Raw genomic sequence first — 20087 nt, 5'->3', positions numbered from 1 at the left:
CCAATTTTATACAGTTTCCAATTGCATGCTTTTCAACTGCTCTAAATAATCTCTTTGGTTGGATAATCTCGGAATTTTATGTTGCCCACCCAACTTGTCGTGGTCTTTTAACCAATCGTAAAACAAATTTTTTCGCGCTACGTTGATTATTAGTGGGTTTAATGTCATGTTGTTGTAGCGTTTGGCTTCGTAATCTGAATTTAAAGATTGTATAGATTCATCTAGTGCTTTCTGGAATTGTGATACATCTGCAGGAGGATTTTTAAATTCAATCATCCATTCATGGGCACCTTTTTCTTTGCCTTCCATAAATACTGGAGCCACGGTGTAATCGACCACTTCCATTTGGGTTAGTTTACACGCTTTGGCTATAGCCTGATCGGTATTTTCGACCATTAATTCTTCGCCAAAAACATTGATGTGATGTTTGGTTCTTCCCGTTACCCGAATGCGGTACGGATTTAATGACGTGAAACGAACGGTATCACCAATCAAATAGCGCCACAAACCAGAATTAGTTGTGATTACCAAAGCATAATTGGTAAACAATTCCACATCAGCCAATCGAATAATTTTTTGATCCAGTGTCCCAAAAGTATCCATCGGAATGAACTCATAGAAGATACCATAGTCCAACATCAATAATAAATCACTGGAATAATTTAAATCCTGAATGGCAAAAAAACCTTCAGAGGCATTGTATATTTCGTAGTATTTAAAATCTTTTTTCGGAAGTATTTTTTTGTATTGTTCACGGTACGGCTCAAAATTCACACCACCATGAAAGTACACTTCAAGATTGGGCCAAAGGTCAAATAAATTCCCTTTTCCTGTTTCTTCTAGCATTTTATTCATAAGTACCAACATCCAGGAAGGTACACCGGCAAAACTGGTTACATTTTCATTTTTAGTTTCGTTGATAATCGCAGCAATTTTGGTTTCCCATTCGCTCATCAAAGAAATTTTATTGCTAGGCGTACTGCTAAACTCCGCCCAAATAGGCATATTTTCAATCAAGATTGCGGATAAATCGCCAAAAAACGTATTATTGTCTTCATAGATTTGGGAACTTCCCCCAAGACGCAGGCTTTTACCCAGAAACAATTCTGATTCCTCGTTATTGTTCAAATACAAACACAACAAATCCTTGCTGCCTTTGTAGTGACAATCCTCTAAGGCTTCATTGCTTACAGGGATAAATTTACTTTTGGCATTGGTCGTTCCGCTAGATTTGGCAAACCATTTTATGGGAGTGTCCCAAAAAACATTTTGCTCTCCGGTGCGGGTACGCTCTATTAATGGTTGTAATTCTTCGTAGGTTGAAATAGGGATCCTTTCTGCAAAAGTTGCATAGGAATGTATAGTTGCATAATCATACTCTTTGCCTAAAGCAGTATTTTTAGACGACTGAATTAAATCCAAAAGCAATTCTTCCTGAACCTCATTTGGATATTTCAAGAAAAGTTCGATCTGATGAATTCTTTGTTTGAGAACCCATGAAGCAAACGAATTGATTATGGTTAGTGGCATTTTTAAATTATGAATTATGAATTACGAATGATAACTTTACCAAAAATAACAAAATTTGTTTAACAACTTGTGTAAAACCCGAAACTTTAAAGCGCATGACTTACGAAGGTGTACTCAAAAAAATGCAAACTGAATTTGGAAATCCAATTCAATATTATTTAGTTTTCGAAAATAGTTTTTTAAATGTAAATCAATTACTGAACAAGAGCCTAGAAATTAGTTTTGTAGGCTTTCAATGCTTGAATTGCTCCAAAAAGAAAAAAATATTCCGTCAAGGATTTTGTTACGATTGTTTTTATTCCAGTCCTGCAGTGGGCGACTGGATTATGAAACCAGAGTTGAGTACGGCACATCTTGGTATACAGGATCGGGATTTAGCATACGAAGAAAAAGTACAATTGCAACCGCATATTGTCTATTTGGCTTTGTCTAGCGAAGTCAAAGTGGGCGTGACCCGTAAAACACAAGTGCCAACGCGATGGATTGATCAAGGTGCGAACCAAGCCATTTCTATTGTAGAAGTTCCCAATCGCTACTTAGCAGGAATTACCGAGGTGGCACTGAAAAACCACTATGCCGATAAAACCAACTGGCGTAAAATGCTAACAAATAATGTGGAGCAAATTGACTTGGTAGCGGAGCGATTAAAAGTAGAAAACTTAATTCCAACAGAAGTTCAAGAATATTTTTATTCGCAAAAAAATGATTTGTACGAGATGCATTATCCTGTTCTGGAATATCCCGCCAAAGTAAATAGTTTAAGTTTAGATAAAACACCACATTTTCAGGGAAAACTTACTGGAATAAAAGGGCAATATTTACTTTTTGAAGATGGAAGCGTTTTCAATATTAGGGGTTCCGAAGGGTATGTAGTTACAATTAATGTTTAAGAAACACAGGTTTTTTAACCATTAAGGAATTAAGTTTCATTAAGATTTAGAGCTTAATTTTTCTTAATTCCTTAATGGTAAAATCTCAAAATCAAATAGTTTCGTTGTTTAGATTCAAGTATAAAATTCAATAAAAAAGCAGGAATCTCACTTGGTGAAATCCCTCTTTTTTGCTTCATAAAGCGGTCTTAATTTACTTTTGTAGTATCTACTGCTTTCTTTTTCTTTTTAAATAAACCGTTAAGTAAATCGGTAGCTTTTGCTTTCACTTCTTCTTTCGTTGCGGGAACAGCGGGAGAAGCTGTCTTTGTAGTGTCACCAGGTTTCTTGTTTTTATTGATATAATCCGTCAAGGCTGATGTTCCTTGCTTCACCAATCGGTCTTTTTGTTGGTTGACCAACTGAGTTGTCAATTTTGTAACCGCACTATTAATATCAGTTGTTATTTTTGGATTGGTGAAATTACCCAATAGCGTTGCCGTTATGGGAAAGCTTTCTAGTTTAGCAGCATCAGCAGCAGAAAGTTTTGCAATTAACGCATTGGCCTCCGAGCCTAGATATTTTGCTGGAACATCAAATTTTAAATTGTAATTCATGCTTTGGTCAAAACCATGCGTTCCACCAATTGTTGCTTTAATGTCTTTGTACTTGATATCAAATGGTTTTACATTTACTTTTCCATCCTTGAAGGTGATCGCAGCTTTTACGTCATTCAAATTAATTTTGCTTACGTCTATAAATTTCAAGTTGGAACCTAAAGCCGTCAATAACGTCGAATTACTAGAATTTACTGTCGTAGAAAGCAACTGACCTAGTAAATCTCCCGTAAGTGTTTTTAAGTCTGGAGTAAATTCAGTGGCATCCAAATTTCCATTGAGTTTAATGTTTGAATTCAACCTTCCGTTTATAATTCCTGCAATTGGTGCAATTTTTTTCAACATGTCCAGTTGGGTAAACGATTGTGCAATATCGACTTGATTCAGTTTCAAATCCATATTAAAAATGGGTGTTTTGCCTTTTGTCGAAACCGCTCCATTTACCCCAATTGTTCCGCCAAAAATAGATGTTTTTACATTTTCTAAGGTTACTTTTTCGTCTTTCACGATTAGTTTTCCAGAGACGTCTTTCAGGGTTAAATTGTCGTACAAAACGGTAGTGGCATTTGCTATTAGCGTACAATTTAAGAAAGCAGGGATCTTCATTGCTTCTGGTTTTTTAGCAGCAGCAGTTGTAGATTTTTTATCCTCTCCAGTTGTCATAAAATCATCAACGGCTAATTGCTTGGAGTTCATCCTGAAGTTTCCTTTCAATTCCTGATTTCTAAAAATAAATCCATAAAAATTTTCTAAAACTCCAGTCACGCTAATATCACTTTTCCCAGTAGTTGCATTTAATTGCTGTAAATTGACTTGACTAGGATTAAACTGCACTACAGCAGTGCTAATGTTCATTGTTTTTCCATTTTCATCGGCATACTGGAAGCCTGATAAACTCATGGTTCCCGCATTATTGATGTTTTCGTACTGACTTTTCTCCACTGATTGCATGTCGAATTTAGTCGTAACATCGGCCTTTAAAATTCCAGACAAGGGCTTTTCTAACTTTATAGGATACGCTTTTGAGAGATTCGCTAAATTGATTGTGCCTTTTAAAGCGGCATCAACAATAGCGTTTTGTGTTATGTTTCTAATGTTGGCTTTGGCATTAAAAACATCTTGATCAATCTGAAAAGAAAGTTTTTCCAAATTGACATATGTATCATTAAGGATTCCTGTTTCATTGATGATTTTAGTGTCAATAACAATATTTTCAACGGTTTTAGGTAAGTTAGGATATTTAAAAGAAGCGTTATTGGATGCGATTTCAATATTAAATTTCGGAACCGTTGTATCTGAATATAGGCCTTTTGCAAAACCCATTACAGTAAAATCTCCAGTTGTTTTCACATTGTCTAAACTCGAGGCATACGCTGCAGGAATTATTCCTAAGAAATTTTTGAAAGAAGAAGTAGGCGTTTTAAATTTCAAATCATATTGCTGACCCGTTTCTACCATTTGAATAAAACCATCAAATTCTAACGGCAATTGATTGATTAATGCTTTGTTTTCTTTGAACGTGTATTTACTAGTGTTTAAATCAATTCCTAAAACTGCATCTAGCGTTAATGAGACATTATTCATATAATTGACTTTGTCCATGTCGAGCGAAACTTTTGCAGTCGACTTGGTAACTAAATCTAATTTTTGCGCTGCAAAATTCCCTGTTCCTTTATGGTTTAAACTGTCGATTACCATTTTTATTTTTGAACTTTCGTCAAAATAACGAAACTTGAAATTCTCGATTTCATACTCTTGAATTTTCAAAGATAACGGACTGCTTTTGCTACCCGCTGTAGTTTTTTCATCCTTTAAAGCAATATCATAATTTCCGACACCATTTTTGTTAAAGATGATGTTGATTAATCCATTTTTTGAAGTGATTCCGTCAATTGCAATCGCTTCTTCTTTGCCTTTAAAAAGCTCTTTAATTGACATTTTTAAATTCAGTTCGCCCAATGAAATCAATGTGTCACCTTCAAAAGGAGCCTTGTTTATAATCACTAATTTTTCTAAAGTTACATTTGCATTTGGGAAATTTTTAAACAAACTTAAATCAGCCTCTGCAAAGGAAACCTTTGCATCGACTTTGGCATTGATGGCCTCGGCAATTTTTGCTTTGATCTGGTCCTGAAATATATAGGGCGCAGCAAATAAAGTAATGATTAAAAGAAGAATAAAAACTCCAATAATTTTAAAAATTTTCTTTAGCATAATTTTTTTCTTTTGATGTATAAATGTAGTGAAAAAAGAGCGTCTTGGAGATAAAATAGCCGTTTATGGTTTGATACCCTCATACTCTTAACTCAAGAGAATACAGAACTATTGTATTTTGTAAAAAAAATCCGTTCAAGCAAGTGCTTCAACGGATGTTTAATGGGTACTTATTTTTTAATGTATGTTTATTTCAAAAGGCATAATGGCTTGAACACCTTTTCGAGTTTGTAATTTTTTTATCTCTTGCAGAATACGGTAATTTTCTACCCCAATTTCTTCTTTTATGAAATCAGCTTTCGATTTTGCAAATGGGAAATTAGCCAAAAGGTCATTGAAATTTTTCTCATATTCCGGATAATTTTGAGTGCTGTAATTTTTAATTTTAGCTAAAGAGGCTGCTTTTGCAATCGCATCATCTAACCCACCTATTTTGTCCACAAGTCCTATTTTTAATGCCTCAGAACCTGTCCAAACTCTACCTTGTGCAATTGCGTCTACTTGCGCAAAAGTCATTTTACGACCCTCAGCTACATGGTTTACAAATGTTTTGTAAATATGTTCTACTCCTTCTAAGGTCACAGCTTTGAAATTTTCATCTATGGAAACAAACGGACTATAGTTAGCGGCATTCTGGTGCGTTTCTACTTGCTCGGTGTTAATACCAATTTTATTTGCTAGCGGTGTAAAATTTGGTAATATTCCAAAAACACCTATTGATCCTGTAATTGTGTTTGCTTCGGCAAAAATTGTATTGGCATTACAAGCGATGTAATAGCCACCAGATGCTGCGTAGTTACCCATAGAAACGACAATTGGTTTTGTTTTTTTGGTCAATTCTATTTCTCTCCAAATCAAATCAGATGTCAAAGCGCTTCCTCCTGGACTATCAATACGGAGGACAATGGCTTTAACATTTTTGTTTTTTCGAGCCTCTTGCAATGAGCGACGCATGGAACCTTCACCAATAACAGTTACATCACCTTCGCCGCCCATGATTTCTCCTTGGGCATATATGATAGCAATTTCATCTGTACTGTCAAATGATTGGGAAGTAGTAGCAACTTTTTGAGCATAGTCTACAACAGATACTTTGTTGTACTCTTCATCATTTTTTACTTTAAGTGCTTTTCTGATAGCATTGTGATACACATCTTCATATGCAACTATGTCAACTAATTTTTGAGCTTTTGCCATTTCAGGAGTTCGAGCAAGGAGTCCATTAGCAATTTCGTTCAACTTAGCAACAGATATATTTCTGCTTTTTGCAATATCAGCAGTGATGGAATTCCAAACGGAGTTTAACAATGCTGTGGTTTGTTCTCTATTGGCATCGCTCATTTTATTTTCTAAAAAAGGCTCTACAGCACTTTTGTACTTTCCGTGGCGAATGACTTCCATTTTTAATCCTGATTTTTCTTGAAAATCTTTAAAGAACATAATTTCAGTAGACAATCCCTTAAAATCCATCTCTCCAACTGGATTGATGTAAATTGGACTAGCAACAGAATTTAAATAATATTCTTTTTGTGAATACGAATTTGCATACGCCATGACGAATTTTCCTGATTTTTTAAAACTTTCCAAAGCATCACGTAAGGCTTTACTTTGTGCCATTCCCAGTGCGGATGTATTGTTCAAAATAGAAATTCCTTTGATGTCATCATCTGTTTTTGCATTTTCAATCGCATTTATAATATCAATTAAACCTACATTTTTGTTTTCTGAAAACATAGTTACAAATGGGTCAGTAAATTTCCCTGCGTAATCATTTTGAATGTCTTCTAAATTTAATTCAATTACAGAATTGTTTTTTACCACTACACCCTCAGACTCACCACCAAAAATAGCTCCGATAAGTATTATTCCAAAAAAGGACAGCATGAAAAAAACAAAAATACCTATAATGGTTGCCAATACATTTCCTAAAAATCTCATAATTATATTTTTTTAATAAGTCGTAAAAACGAATGAAACGTTACAAATTAAAACACGGAAAAACCAAGTTCAATTATCTATTTCTGATGCAAATATATTGCTAATTCTAAAATTCTTTTAGTTAATTTGCACCCAATTATGAAATCACAACATCAGGTCATTTTATCTATAGGCAGTAATCTAGGCAATCGTTTAGAAAATATCGAGCGTTCCTTAGAATTGATTCACCAGGAGGTGGGTACTATAATAAAAGTTTCAAGATTGTATGAAACGCCTGCTTGGGGTTTTGAAAGTGATGCTTTTTACAATTGTGCGCTGGTTTTGCATACTTTCTCATCGGCACAAAAAGTTTTAAGTCAAGTTTTAAAAATCGAAAAGCGATTGGGTCGCTTGCGAAATAAAGTACAAGAATACCAATCGCGTACCATTGATATTGATTTGATAGCTTTCGATTCAGAAATTATTACTACCGAAAAACTGGAGATTCCGCATCCATTAATGCAAAACAGGAATTTTGTTTTGTTACCCATTCAAGATTTAAATTTAGATTGGAAACATCCCATTCTTCAAAAAAATATTGCTGAATTAATTTTGCTTTCTCCAGATAAAAGCGTTTGTACGATTGTCCAAGATTTACGAAGTCCTCTACGAAATATTGCTTTAGAGCAATTCAATTATGTTGCTTTCGAAGGGAATATCGGAGCTGGCAAAACCACTTTAGCGACAAAAATTTCTGAGGATTTTAATGCAAAAACAGTTTTGGAACGTTTTGCGGACAATCCTTTTTTACCTAAATTTTATAAAGATCAAAACCGATACGCGTTTCCACTTGAAATGTCATTTTTGGCGGACAGATACCAACAATTATCAGATGATTTAGCGCAATTTGATTTGTTTAAAGATTTTTTAGTGGCGGATTATCATATTTTTAAATCTTTGATTTTTGCCAAAATAACTTTGGCGGAAGACGAATATCGTTTGTATCGCAATCTTTTTGATATCATTTACAGAGAAATGCCAAAACCGGATTTGTATATTTATTTGTATCAAAATTCAGAAAGACTTTTGCAAAACATTAAAAAACGCGGCAGAAGCTACGAGCAAAAAATCCCAGCTGAATATTTAGATAAAATCAATAGCGGTTATCTGGATTATATTAAATCTCAAACTGATTTGAATGTTCTAATTATTGATGTTTCGGATCGGGATTTTGTGAAAAACCAAGAAGATTACCTTTTTATTTTAGACGCAATTCAAAAAAAAATAGAATAGTTTATTGAACGCTCCAGTTTTTATAACCTAGGGTTTTTTAAGTAAAAAAATCAGATAATGGTAGTGAGAATTAGAGAATGACTGCATTTTTGTCTCTTCCAATACGCTAAGCAGTTTAAAATCTAATTATTGAATTGTTTAAACAAATCCCAAACCACGATTCCTGCACTCACAGCTATGTTCAAAGAATGCTTAGTGCCTAATTGAGGAATTTCAATACAACCATCGCATAACGCAACTGCTTCTTGTGAAACACCATGAACTTCGTTTCCAAAAACTAAAGCATATTTTTTTCCTTTTTGAATTTCAAAATTTTGAAGAAAAACAGCACTTTCTACCTGCTCAATGGCAAGTGTCATGACATCATCAGCCTTTAATTTTTCAATAACAGTAATAACATTTTCATAATGTTCCCATACAACAGTTTCTGTCGCACCAAGTGCTGTTTTGTGAATTTCTTTATTTGGAGGAGTGGCAGTAATACCACATAAGTATATTTTTTCAATTAGAAAAGCGTCGGCAGTTCTAAAAACAGAGCCAATATTATGCAAACTCCGGATGTCATCTAGCACTAAAATCAGCGGTGTTTTTTTAGCTTGTTTAAAGTCTTCGATGGATTTTCGTTCTAGTTCACTGTTTTCTAGCTTTCTCATATATTGTAAATTATTCAAAAAAAAAGCTTCCGAAGTTAATGGAAGCTTTTTTGTATATTTAATTAAGATTTAGCTTTTTGAAGATTCAGGAGCTAAAACATTTCCTTTTATTGTAAGTGTTTTAGTAGGAACAACAGCGTTAGTTGTTAAAGTAACTGTTTTGCTAAACGGTTGACCACCTCTTGAAGTGTCATATTTTACTCCAATAACTCCTTTTGCACCTGGAGCAATTGGCTCTTTTGGGTAAGTAGGAACCGTGCAACCACAAGATCCTTGCGCATTTGTAATAATTAAAGGTTTGTTTCCATTATTTGTGAAAACAAATTCGCGTTTGCCATCAGAGTTATGAGCTACGGTACCGTAGTCGATAGTTTCAGTTACGAAAACCATTCCTGCGCCATTCACTTTTGCGGCAACTTTAGCAGTAGTTGCTTTCAATTTTTTTGAAGTTTCTTGTGCGGTAGAAGTTGCTACTCCTAAAACAACTAGCATAGCTAGGGTAATTATTTTTTTCATATCTATTTTCAATTTAAAAGTAGATACAAATCTAAATAAAAAATAGAAATTATGACTTAAAACTTTCTTAAAATAGTTTAATTCTTTGAACTCCGTATTTATTTGTTTTAAAATCGATAAATTCGCTGTTATTTTTATCATTTTTAAACATTAATACAATTGGCATCTAAAGATAAAGTAGTTAAGGAAACTCCGTTAATTAAACAGTACAATGAAATCAAAAGAAAGTATCCTGATGCTTGTCTTTTATTTCGTGTAGGAGATTTTTACGAAACATTTGGAGAAGACGCAGTTCGTGCTTCAAAAATATTAGGCATTGTCTTAACGAAGCGTGGAGCAGGCTCCGAAACGGAAACGGCGTTGGCTGGTTTTCCGCATCATTCCTTAAATACATACTTACCCAAATTAGTCAAAGCAGGACTTCGTGTAGCAATTTGTGATCAACTAGAAGATCCAAAAATGACTAAAACGATTGTAAAACGCGGCGTTACTGAACTGGTGACTCCGGGAGTTTCTATGAACGATGAGGTTTTACAATCAAAAACGAATAACTTTTTAGCTTCCATTTTCTTTGCCAATAAATCTATAGGGATTTCATTTTTAGATGTTTCTACAGGTGAATTTTTAACGGCGCAAGGCAATGCAGAATATATTGACAAACTGTTACAAAATTTTAATCCAAGTGAAGTTCTGATTCCTAAAAATAATAAGAATGATTTCCGGGAAATTTTTGGTGAAGATTACCATAGTTTTTACTTGGAAGATTGGATTTACAAAGAAGATTACGCATTTGAAACCTTAACGAAGCACTTTCAGACAATTTCTTTGAAAGGTTTTGGAATAGAAGAATTGAAAGAAGGAATCATTGCTTCGGGAGCCATTTTGTATTATTTGTCCGAAACTCAGCATAATAAAGTACAACATATAACAGCGATTCAGCGTATTGCCGAAGATGCTTATGTTTGGATGGATCGTTTTACGATTCGCAATCTGGAATTATACCACAGTTATAATCCAAACGCGGTGACATTGTTGGATGTTATTGATAAAACGCTTTCGCCAATGGGTGGCCGTTTACTAAAAAGATGGTTGGCACTTCCATTGAAAGACAGTGCTAAAATAAAAAGTAGGCATGAAGTGGTTTCGTATTTAAAAAATAATCAGCCTGTTTTAAAAAACATCCAAAATCAAATCAAGCAAATTTCAGATTTAGAGCGTTTGATTTCAAAAATTGCTGCCGGCAAAGTATCGCCGCGTGAAGTGGTTTACCTGAAAGAATCATTGGATGCCATTATTCCAATAAAAACTTTGGCGTTAGAAAGTCCGCAAGAAGCCGTAAAAGTTATTGGGGACAGTTTACATAGTTGCGAATTGTTGCGCGAAAAAATCAAAACCGTTTTAAATCAAGATGCGCCTGTGGCTATCGCCAAAGGAAATGCCATTGCCAAAGGAATTAGTGCTGAGTTGGATGATTTACGCGCTATATCAACTTCTGGCAAAGAATTTTTAGAAGGAATTGAAAAACGAGAATCACAAGCGACAGGAATTTCTTCGTTGAAAATCTCCTTTAATAATGTTTTTGGCTATTACATCGAAGTTAGGAATATGCACAAGGATAAAGTTCCTACGGAATGGATTCGAAAACAAACTTTGGTTAATGCGGAACGGTATATTACTGAGGAATTAAAAGAATACGAAACCAAAATACTAGGTGCCGAAGAAAAAATTCATAAAATAGAAGTAGAATTATTCGAGCAATTAGTCAGTTGGATTGCTACTTATATCAAGCCAGTTCAAATGAATGCTAATTTGGTAGCGCAACTGGATTGTTTGTGTTCATTTACGCAATTGGCTATCGAAAATAAATATGTTTGTCCTGAACTGGACGAAACATTCGAATTGGAAATTAAAAACGGAAGGCATCCAGTTATCGAAAAGCAATTACCGGTCGGGATGCCATATATTGCCAACGATGTTTTCTTGGATAGAGAAACACAGCAGTTGATTATGATTACGGGTCCCAATATGTCGGGAAAATCAGCTATTTTGCGTCAAACCGCGCTGATTGTACTCTTGTCACAAATGGGAAGTTTTGTCCCTGCAGAAAGCGTGAGAATGGGAATTGTCGATAAGATATTCACGAGAGTAGGAGCAAGTGATAATATTTCGATGGGAGAATCTACTTTTATGGTCGAAATGAATGAAACTGCCTCTATCTTGAATAATATTTCAGATAGGAGTTTAGTACTTTTAGATGAGATTGGAAGAGGAACTAGTACGTATGACGGAATTTCTATTGCATGGGCAATTGCAGAATTTTTACACGAGCATCCTTCACAACCCAAAACCTTGTTTGCAACGCATTATCATGAATTGAATGAAATGAGCGAATCATTGCCTAGAATTCAGAATTATAATGTGGCTGTCAAAGAATTAAAAGATACCGTGCTTTTTATTCGAAAATTGGTAAAAGGAGGAAGCGCGCATAGTTTTGGAATACACGTAGCAAAAATGGCAGGAATGCCTCAGATTGTAATTTTGAAAGCGCAAAAGCTTTTGAAGAAATTAGAAAAGAATCATTCCAGCGATGCGCTGAACGGAATTAAAGCGGCACAAGACGATATGCAAATGAGTTTCTTTAATCTGGATGATCCATTATTAGAGGAAATCAAAGAAGAGATTATAAATTTGGATATAAATACGATTACTCCGATGGAAGCCTTAATGAAATTGAATGAGATTAAAAGAATGTTGACTAGAAAATAATTTATTTTGTTTTAAAGATTACGGTATCAGAACGTTATCTTTTATTGGTAATTTTTTTATAAAAAAGGCTTGTTTAATTCAATAAATGTCTTAAATTTGCATCCGCAATACAGAACAAGTATCGCGGTTCTTTCTAAGAATTGAAAATGCGAAAATAGCTCAGTTGGTAGAGCGCGACCTTGCCAAGGTCGAGGTCGCGGGTTCGAGCCCCGTTTTTCGCTCGACACCACATAATGCTCGGATGGTGAAATTGGTAGACACGCTGGACTTAAAATCCAGTGAACAGCAATGTTCGTGCGGGTTCAAGTCCCGCTCTGAGTACTAAAAAGCTTCAAACTATGTTTGGAGCTTTTTTTATTAAATAATTTAAATGTATTTCATTTATATAATTTATTCTAAAAAATTAGACAGATATTACGTAGGAACTACGGATGATGTCTCAAAAAGGTTGTGTGAACACAATTCTGGATTTTATAGTGAATCATTTACTGTGAAGGGAATTCCCTGGGAGTTGAATTTAAGTTTTGAGTGTGAGTCCAGTCAGAAAGCATATGGATTAGAGAATTTTTTGAAAAGAATGAAATCTAGAGTTTTTTTAGAGAAAATAATAGTTGATTCGAATATCTTGTTAGATATTCAAAGTAAATTATGATGTTCTAGGGAGGGTTCAACTCCGAAGCTTCGGAGCCGCTCTGAGTACTAAAAAGCTTCAAACTATGTTTGGAGCTTTTTTTATTAAATAATTTAAATGTATTTCATTTATATAATTTATTCTAAAAAATTAGACAGATATTACGTAGGAACTACGGATGATGTCTCAAAAAGGTTGTGTGAACACAATTCTGGATTTTATAGTGAATCATTTACTGTGAAGGGAATTCCCTGGGAGTTGAATTTAAGTTTTGAGTGTGAGTCCAGTCAGAAAGCATATGGATTAGAGAATTTTTTGAAAAGAATGAAATCTAGAGTTTTTTTAGAGAAAATAATAGTTGATTCGAATATCTTGTTAGATATTCAAAGTAAATTATGATGTTCTAGGGAGGGTTCAACTCCGAAGCTTCGGAGCCGCTCTGAGTACTAAAAAGCTTCAAACTATGTTTGGAGCTTTTTTTATTTAAAGAAATTTGTAATTTAGAACAATGAGATTTTACGGAAGTCAAGTCTAAGCTCCCTGTTTAGAATCTAAAATCTAAAATCTAAAATCCACAATTTAAAATCTAAAATCTAAAATTTAATGGGCGCTTTTGTTATCAGTAAACGATATAACGACGAATATAAATTTGTTTTTACTTCCAGAAAGGGAAAAGTTGTTTTTACAAGTTTAAGTTATGAACTCAAGTTTGAGTGCGAGGAAGACATTGAAAAATTTAAAGCAACTATTGGTTTGGCTGACTTTTTGAAATTTAAATCCTCTAGTGGGAAATTCTATTTTAAATTGATGCTAGATGGCAATCATTTTGCAACAAGTAGAAAATATACTACTTCGTTGCGTTTGCAGAAGGGAATCGACGAAATCGTGCGATATGGAGTAAATTCAGAGGTGTTGGATTTCTCTGGTAACGATTTTATTTTTTCTGATTAAAAGGTTTTTTTAGTACCAGTATACATAAAAAAGTGAGTTGTAAAAATTAAATTTTTACAACTCACTTTTTTATTAATCTTTTTCTACTGAGACAATCGAAAATTATACCCAATAAAAAAGCCATCTCGCAGAGCGGATGGCTTTAAAATTTTTAGAACTGAGTTCTAATTATTTTTTTGCAGCTTCAGTAGCAGTAGCAGCAGCTTCAGTAGCAACAGCAGCAGCAGAATCAACAACAACAGCAGCAGAATCAACTACAGCAGCAGCAGAATCAACAACAGCAGCAGCAGAATCAACAGTAGCAGCAGCGTCCTCAGCAGGAGCGTCAGCTTTTTTACATGATACAACAGTCAAAACAGCAACAGCAGCTAAACTTAAAAATACTTTTTTCATCTTAATTTAATATAAAAGGTTAATTATTAATTCGTGGCAAAGATATAAATTTTTTAATATGTAAAATATTTTTTTATTTTTTTTTTAAAAAATAATATTTTTTGTCAACGCCGAAAACATATTCAAGGATTGTGCCAACAAAGTCAAATAACTAATAAATGCTTAATATTGTTGTTGAGGTCTTGATTTTACTTTAAGGTTTTCTTTTTCAGTTGTTTGCTTTTCTTTGGGTGAACTAGTTTTAGTTCACTTATTAAATTTTTTGCACCAGCGTATTTATCCATAATAAAAAGTACGTAGCGTATGTCTACCATGATATTTCTGCAAATACTTGGATCGTAATAGATGTCACTCATTGTTCCTTCCCACACCCTGTCAAAATTTAGGCCTATTAAGTTTCCATTAGCGTCAATCGCGGGACTTCCTGAGTTCCCTCCAGTGGTATGATTGGTACCTATAAAACATACAGGCATTTTTCCATTTTCAGCATACTCACCAAACTCTTTCTTTTGATACAAATCAACTAGTTTTTTGGGAACATCAAACTCGTAGTCGCCAGGAATGTACTTTTCCATTACTCCGTCTAAGTAGGTAATTGGAGTGTAAAGTGTGGCATCTTTGGGTTCGTATCCTTTTACTTTTCCGTACGTAACGCGCAAGGTGCTGTTTGCATCTGGGAAAATTCTACTATCAGTATTAAGTTCTAATTGCGCCTTCATGTACGTGCGTTGCAATGCGGTTATCGTTTGGTTGATTTCGTCATATTTAGGAGCTATTAGTGTGTTGTAGCTATCTGCAAGTTCTTTTACTAATAGATATCCAGGATCTTTATTTAAATTCGCTAAAACGGTTGCTGCGTCCCCAGTTAATACTTCTTTCAAGCTGTTGTAGCTTGTTAATCTTGAATTGGTGTATAGTGTTGCAGCTAGATTTTTAGCGTCAATATTTTCTAAACTTTTCGGTAAAAATTGTTTTGGTGATTTTGTAGCGTACAATGCAATCAATTGTTCAAAAACTTTCTCGTCAACGGCAGCATTAAAGTTTTTATAGAAATCAGCTAAGCCATTAACTAAATTGTTTTTTCGATCTGTAAAGGCTTGCTCTCCTTTGGATTTGTACACTTGTTCTAATTGATACAATCGGTAAGCAGTACTTAATAATTCGGTATTGCGTTGTACGGTTTCTGAAAAATAATCTCTTGCTAAGGCATATGGAGCAATTGCTGCATAGTTCTTTTCAAAATCAGCTAAGAGTGTGCCGTATTCTTTTTCTTTACCAGCTTTGGTAATTTTTTGCTGAAACGCTTTTTCGGCCTCTCTTTTTACGGCTACGGCATTCGATTTTTGAAGTCCTTGAGTTTCTCCAATCCATTTTTTCCAATAATTAGCAATACTAGCATATTTAGAGGCATACTGAATTTTAATGGCATTGTCTTTACGCATGAAACCATCTGCTACTTTTAAGGCTTTATCACGAATTTCAATTTTTGCAGGATTAAGTTCGTTTACAATTTGTTCGATGGCTACTGAGGGAAGGTATTCGTTGGTTTTTCCTGGATAACCAAAAACAAGCGTGAAATCATCTTCGGCAACACCGTCTAGCGAAATAGGTAAGAAGTGTTTTGGAGTATAAGGCACATTGTCTTTTGAATATTTTGCTGGACGGTTGTTTTTGTCAGCATAAATTCGGAACAATGAAAAATCACCGGTGTGACGTGGCCAAACCCAATTGTCTGTGTCAGATCCAAATTTACCTATTGATGTAGGTGGAGCACCAACCAAACGCACATCAGAAAAAGTTTCTGTTACAAAAAGAAGGTATTGATTGCCTTCATAAAAGGTACGAATTTTGTTTTCTTGCCAAGATTCTTTCGGGAAAGAGGCACTCAATCGGGTGATGTTTTCTTGAATTTTTTTCTGTTTGTCAGCCTCGTTTGGTATTGACGCTGTACCTTCAAGTATTTGCGTAGTTACGTCTTCAATTTTTACCATAAAAGTCACAGTCAAACCCTCGTTTGGCAATTCGTCTTCCATTTTATAGGCCCAAAAACCATCGGCTAAATAATCTTTCTCAACTGAAGAATGCGATTGAATTTGAGAATAACCACAGTGGTGATTGGTAAGCAATAAGCCTTTTGGCGAAATCACTTCAGAAGTACAGCCACCATTAAAATGCGGCACTGCGTCTTTCATACTCGATTGATTAACGTCATAGATGTCTTTAATTGACATTTTCATGCCCAGATTCTTCATTTCGGTTTCATTCATTCCTTTCAATAAAGAGGGAATCCACATACCGCCTTGCTGCGCTTGCGTTTGAATGACAAATAGTAATAAGAACAATTTTAAAAATTTCATTGGTATATAATTTAGTTTGAGAAAAGTGTGATACAACTGGATGATTGATTTGAAATATGGTTGAACAGAAAAAGTCTTAGTGTCGTTTGCCTTTCCAAGTACCTCCGTATTTATACTGAGGCAATAATTTTGATTTTTCACAACAAGATTGGCATACAAAAATCCAATTTTTTCCAGCTGTGATTTGAACCCGAAACATTGTACTGGCTGCAATTGAGCAAATTTCACATATTTTGGTTTTCATTGTGTAAAATTTAAGTAAAGTACAATCACTTTAATTCGTTATCTTTCAAGTCTTTTATAGAAATATATTCGAGTGCTTTGCTATTCGTAGCTTCTAATAGTACAGGTGGCGCAACTCCTGCTTGCAGTGCTTCTTTCCATCTCAAAGCACATAAACACCAAATATTTCCTGTTTTTAATCCAGGAAATCCATTTGCTGGATTAGGCGTAATTAAATCATTACCTTGAGATAAAGAATATTTTAAAAAGGCGTCAGTTACAATGGCTGCAACCACATGAACGCCACGATCGTTTGCATCAGTAGAGCAAAAACCAGTTCTATAAAATCCAGTTAATGGATCTTTACTTGCTAGTATTAAATCGCTTCCTAAAACGTTTTTCTGAATTTTTTCCATGGGTTTTCGTGTTGGATTATTGCTTGTTGCTGTAGTACAATTGTTTTTAGTTTGTTTTTTAGTCTGAGCAAAAATAACAGTATAGGTCATAAACAAAAGGAATACTTTTTTCATTTACTTCTCATTGTTAAAATGTGTTGCAGCATGTTGTAAAACAACGTCGGTAGCGCCCTTATTCATCTGTACAAAAGTGCTGCTCATATGTCCTTTCTCGTGACGGATGTCTTCATTTCGAATCAAATTTTCAAAAGCTTCGTTGAGTTCTTGTTGATTGTTTATCGCAGTACACGCATCCATGTTAACCAATGCGATTGCTTCTGCAAAATGCGAATAGTTGGAACCAATAACGATTGGAACACCAAAAGTAGCTGGTTCTAATACATTGTGAACTCCAGGATTACCAAAGCCTCCTCCCACATATGCAATATCGGCATAACTGTAGATTTTGGTCAAAATCCCAATGGTGTCAATGATAAAAACATCAAAATCGGCTAGGTTTTTATTTTCTTTTTCAGAGAATAAAACAGTTTTTCGGCTGATGCTGTTTTTGAGTTTTTGAATTTGTTCGTCTTTAATATTGTGAGGAGCAATGATAAATTTCACATTCAAAGCAGTCGAATTAATGAAGTTTACAATGAAATCTTCATCTTTTGGCCACGAACTTCCAACAACAATTGTCACTGTACTGTCCTTAAATTGAGCAATAAAATCAAGTGTATTGTCTTTTTCTAAAATAGTTGCCACACGATCAAAACGAGTGTCACCAGATATTGCAACATTTGTTTTTCCCAAGGTGTAAAGTAAATTTTTAGAACTTTCATTTTGAACAAAAAAGTAAGTAAAAGCATCGAGCGCTTTTCTATAAAAACCTCCGTACCATTTAAAAAAGGCTTGGTTTTTTCTTAAAATTCCAGAAATTAAATAGGTTTTTATGTCGCGTTTTTTGAGTTCGTTTAAGTAATTCGGCCAATATTCGTACTTGATAAAAAACACCATTTCAGGATGAATGATGTCAAGAAATTGTTTTGCATTATCCTTTGTGTCCATTGGTAAATAAACCGTAACATCAGCTACAGCATTGTTTTTTCGGACTTCGTAACCTGATGGGGAAAAAAAAGTCAAGACAATTTTATGTGATGGGAATTGTTTTTTTATCTTTTCGATTACAGGCAATCCTTGTTCGTATTCGCCTAGCGATGCTGCATGAAACCAAATTGTTTTGTCGGTTAGTTTTATTTGCTGTTCAACTTGCGTAAAAACACCTTTTCTACCGTCTACAAAAAGTTTCATTTTGGGACTGAAAAGCGCTACTATCTTTACAAGAAAACTGGCAAATAGAACTACTAAATTATAGATAAAAAGCATGACTAAAAATTTTGGGCTAAAATACGTTTTCTTTAAATGAATTTCTAACGCATCATTTTTTTTAATTTTCAAGATAGCGCAGTTTATTTTATTTTATTCCCAGTTTTTTAAGAAACGTTGTATTGGTATCAAGACATAAATAACTATTTTTGTTTTTCGTTTTAAGAAAGGAACAAGAATACAATAGCAGACTTCTCTTTCGAACATTAAACTGAAAATCGAAATGAAAAAAATCCAAATGGTTGACTTGAAAAGTCAATATGAAAAAATAAAAGATGTTGTAGATGCCTCTATTCAGGAAGTGTTAGACACCAATACGTATATCAACGGACCAAAAGTGCACGAATTTCAAAAATCACTAGAGGAATATTTAGAGGTAAAACACGTAATTCCTTGTGCCAATGGTACTGATGCTTTGCAAATAGCTATGATGGGATTGGATTTAAAGCCTGGCGATGAGGTGATCACTGCCGATTTTACTTTTGCAGCTACAGTTGAAGTAATTGCATTGTTGCAACTAACTCCGGTTTTAGTAGACGTAGATTTATACAATATGAACATTTCTATTGATGGGATTCGTAAAGCCATAACTCCAAAAACAAAAGCGATTGTACCGGTTCACTTGTTTGGACGTGCAGCCAATATGGAGGCGATTATGGCTATTGCCAAAGAACATAATTTGTACGTGATTGAAGATAACGCACAAGCTATTGGAGCTAATTGCAAGTTCTCTGACGGTACAAAAAAGAAAGCAGGAACTATTGGTCACGTAGGTGCAACTTCTTTTTTTCCTTCTAAAAACTTAGGTTGTTACGGAGATGGTGGTGCTATTTTTACTAATGATGATGCTTTAGCTCACAAACTACGCGGAATAGTAAACCACGGTATGTATGAGCGTTACCACCACGATGTAGTGGGTGTAAACTCAAGATTGGACAGCATACAAGCTGCAGTTTTGAATGCCAAATTACCTTTGTTAGATCAATACGGAAAAGCCAGACAAGATGCAGCACGTAAATATTCTGCGGCTTTTGAAGGGCACAAAAATATAATTGCACCGAGCATTTGTGATATTTGCGACTGTCACGTATTTCATCAGTATACTTTAAGAATCCTTGATGCTGATCGAAATGGATTGATGCAACATTTATTAGACAAAGGCATTCCTTGTGCAATTTATTACCCAATTCCGTTGCATTCGCAAAAAGCATATTTGGATTCCAGATATAAAGAAGAGGATTTTCCGGTAACCAATCAATTGGTAAAAGAAGTGCTTTCCTTACCAATGCACACAGAGTTAGATGATGAGCAAATTAAATTTATTACGGATAGCGTTTTAGAATTTTTAAAATAATAATAAGACGCGAAGTATCGCGT

The 20087-nt window shown here is 34.5% G+C and carries 17 protein-coding genes and 2 tRNA genes; 9 read left to right on the top strand and 10 right to left on the bottom strand.

Annotation, left to right across the window (positions count from 1 at the left end; genetic code table 11):
* Positions 1–6: 6 nt before the first annotated feature.
* Entirely contained in the window at positions 7–1530 is a 1524-nt protein-coding gene (locus AC061C_RS01705) for a GH3 auxin-responsive promoter family protein (protein WP_478289766.1), read from the bottom strand.
* Between the two features lie 95 nt (positions 1531–1625).
* Between AC061C_RS01705 and AC061C_RS01700 the strand changes: the two genes are divergently transcribed.
* A complete protein-coding gene (locus AC061C_RS01700; RefSeq protein WP_417971811.1) occupies positions 1626–2420 on the top strand; it encodes a DUF2797 domain-containing protein in 795 nt (264 codons plus the stop codon).
* Between the two features lie 188 nt (positions 2421–2608).
* Here AC061C_RS01700 and AC061C_RS01695 read toward each other — a convergent pair whose 3' ends face one another.
* Both AC061C_RS01695 and sppA read right to left on the bottom strand, forming a co-directional pair.
* Entirely contained in the window at positions 2609–5230 is a 2622-nt protein-coding gene (locus tag AC061C_RS01695) for an AsmA family protein (protein WP_478289765.1), read from the bottom strand.
* 177 nt (positions 5231–5407) lie between these two features.
* Positions 5408–7168 (bottom strand): signal peptide peptidase SppA, encoded by a 1761-nt coding sequence (sppA, locus tag AC061C_RS01690; protein ID WP_478289764.1) that lies wholly within the window; start codon positions 7166–7168, stop codon positions 5408–5410.
* 138 nt (positions 7169–7306) lie between these two features.
* Between sppA and folK the strand changes: the two genes are divergently transcribed.
* Positions 7307–8440 (top strand): 2-amino-4-hydroxy-6-hydroxymethyldihydropteridine diphosphokinase, encoded by a 1134-nt coding sequence (gene folK, locus AC061C_RS01685; RefSeq protein ID WP_478289763.1) that lies wholly within the window; start codon positions 7307–7309, stop codon positions 8438–8440.
* A 122-nt stretch (positions 8441–8562) separates the two neighbouring features.
* On the opposite strand, the gene AC061C_RS01680 is transcribed toward folK, so the two are convergent.
* Complete coding sequence (locus AC061C_RS01680) at positions 8563–9093, bottom strand: RNA methyltransferase (RefSeq protein ID WP_417977439.1); 531 nt, start codon at positions 9091–9093, stop codon at positions 8563–8565.
* A 69-nt stretch (positions 9094–9162) separates the two neighbouring features.
* Positions 9163–9609 carry a DUF1573 domain-containing protein gene (locus AC061C_RS01675; protein ID WP_478289762.1) on the bottom strand — a complete coding sequence of 149 codons (447 nt, stop codon included), beginning with the start codon at positions 9607–9609 and terminating at the stop codon, positions 9163–9165.
* Positions 9610–9768: 159 nt separating this feature from the next.
* On the opposite strand from AC061C_RS01675, the gene mutS reads away from it, so the two are divergent.
* The 6 genes from mutS (at position 9769) to AC061C_RS01645 (ending at position 13957) form a co-directional block, all read left to right on the top strand.
* Entirely contained in the window at positions 9769–12375 is a 2607-nt protein-coding gene (mutS, locus tag AC061C_RS01670) for a DNA mismatch repair protein MutS (RefSeq protein WP_478289761.1), read from the top strand.
* A gap of 148 nt (positions 12376–12523) precedes the next feature.
* Positions 12524–12596 (top strand) — tRNA-Gly (locus tag AC061C_RS01665).
* Positions 12597–12610: 14 nt separating this feature from the next.
* Positions 12611–12696: transfer RNA gene (locus tag AC061C_RS01660), tRNA-Leu, on the top strand.
* Between the two features lie 49 nt (positions 12697–12745).
* Positions 12746–13027: a GIY-YIG nuclease family protein gene (locus AC061C_RS01655; RefSeq protein ID WP_478289760.1), complete on the top strand. Its 282-nt coding sequence runs from the start codon at positions 12746–12748 to the stop codon at positions 13025–13027.
* A gap of 96 nt (positions 13028–13123) precedes the next feature.
* On the top strand, positions 13124–13405 hold the full coding sequence (locus AC061C_RS01650; RefSeq protein WP_478289760.1) for a GIY-YIG nuclease family protein: 282 nt from the start codon (positions 13124–13126) through the stop codon (positions 13403–13405).
* Positions 13406–13609: 204 nt separating this feature from the next.
* Complete coding sequence (locus tag AC061C_RS01645) at positions 13610–13957, top strand: YegP family protein (protein WP_417943500.1); 348 nt, start codon at positions 13610–13612, stop codon at positions 13955–13957.
* A gap of 168 nt (positions 13958–14125) precedes the next feature.
* Here the strand turns inward: AC061C_RS01645 and AC061C_RS01640 are convergent, their stop codons facing one another.
* From AC061C_RS01640 to AC061C_RS01620, 5 genes are all read right to left on the bottom strand, one after another.
* A complete protein-coding gene (locus AC061C_RS01640) occupies positions 14126–14350 on the bottom strand; it encodes a hypothetical protein (RefSeq protein WP_309756354.1) in 225 nt (74 codons plus the stop codon).
* A 188-nt stretch (positions 14351–14538) separates the two neighbouring features.
* Positions 14539–16707 carry a S46 family peptidase gene (locus AC061C_RS01635; RefSeq protein WP_478289759.1) on the bottom strand — a complete coding sequence of 723 codons (2169 nt, stop codon included), beginning with the start codon at positions 16705–16707 and terminating at the stop codon, positions 14539–14541.
* 76 nt (positions 16708–16783) lie between these two features.
* The gene (locus AC061C_RS01630) at positions 16784–16951 is read right to left on the bottom strand and encodes a DUF8622 domain-containing protein (protein ID WP_478289758.1); all 168 of its coding nucleotides are present in this window, start codon (positions 16949–16951) and stop codon (positions 16784–16786) included.
* A gap of 25 nt (positions 16952–16976) precedes the next feature.
* Positions 16977–17459: a DUF2237 family protein gene (locus tag AC061C_RS01625; protein ID WP_478289757.1), complete on the bottom strand. Its 483-nt coding sequence runs from the start codon at positions 17457–17459 to the stop codon at positions 16977–16979.
* A complete protein-coding gene (locus tag AC061C_RS01620) occupies positions 17460–18710 on the bottom strand; it encodes a 3-deoxy-D-manno-octulosonic acid transferase (protein ID WP_478289820.1) in 1251 nt (416 codons plus the stop codon).
* 223 nt (positions 18711–18933) lie between these two features.
* Between AC061C_RS01620 and AC061C_RS01615 the strand changes: the two genes are divergently transcribed.
* Positions 18934–20064 carry a DegT/DnrJ/EryC1/StrS family aminotransferase gene (locus AC061C_RS01615; protein WP_478289756.1) on the top strand — a complete coding sequence of 377 codons (1131 nt, stop codon included), beginning with the start codon at positions 18934–18936 and terminating at the stop codon, positions 20062–20064.
* The last annotated feature ends 23 nt before the right edge of the window (positions 20065–20087 follow it).

The organism is Flavobacterium sp. GNP010 (assembly GCF_056428945.1).
Note: the sequence above shows the minus strand (reverse complement) of the source record. Positions and strands in the feature narration are given on the sequence as shown.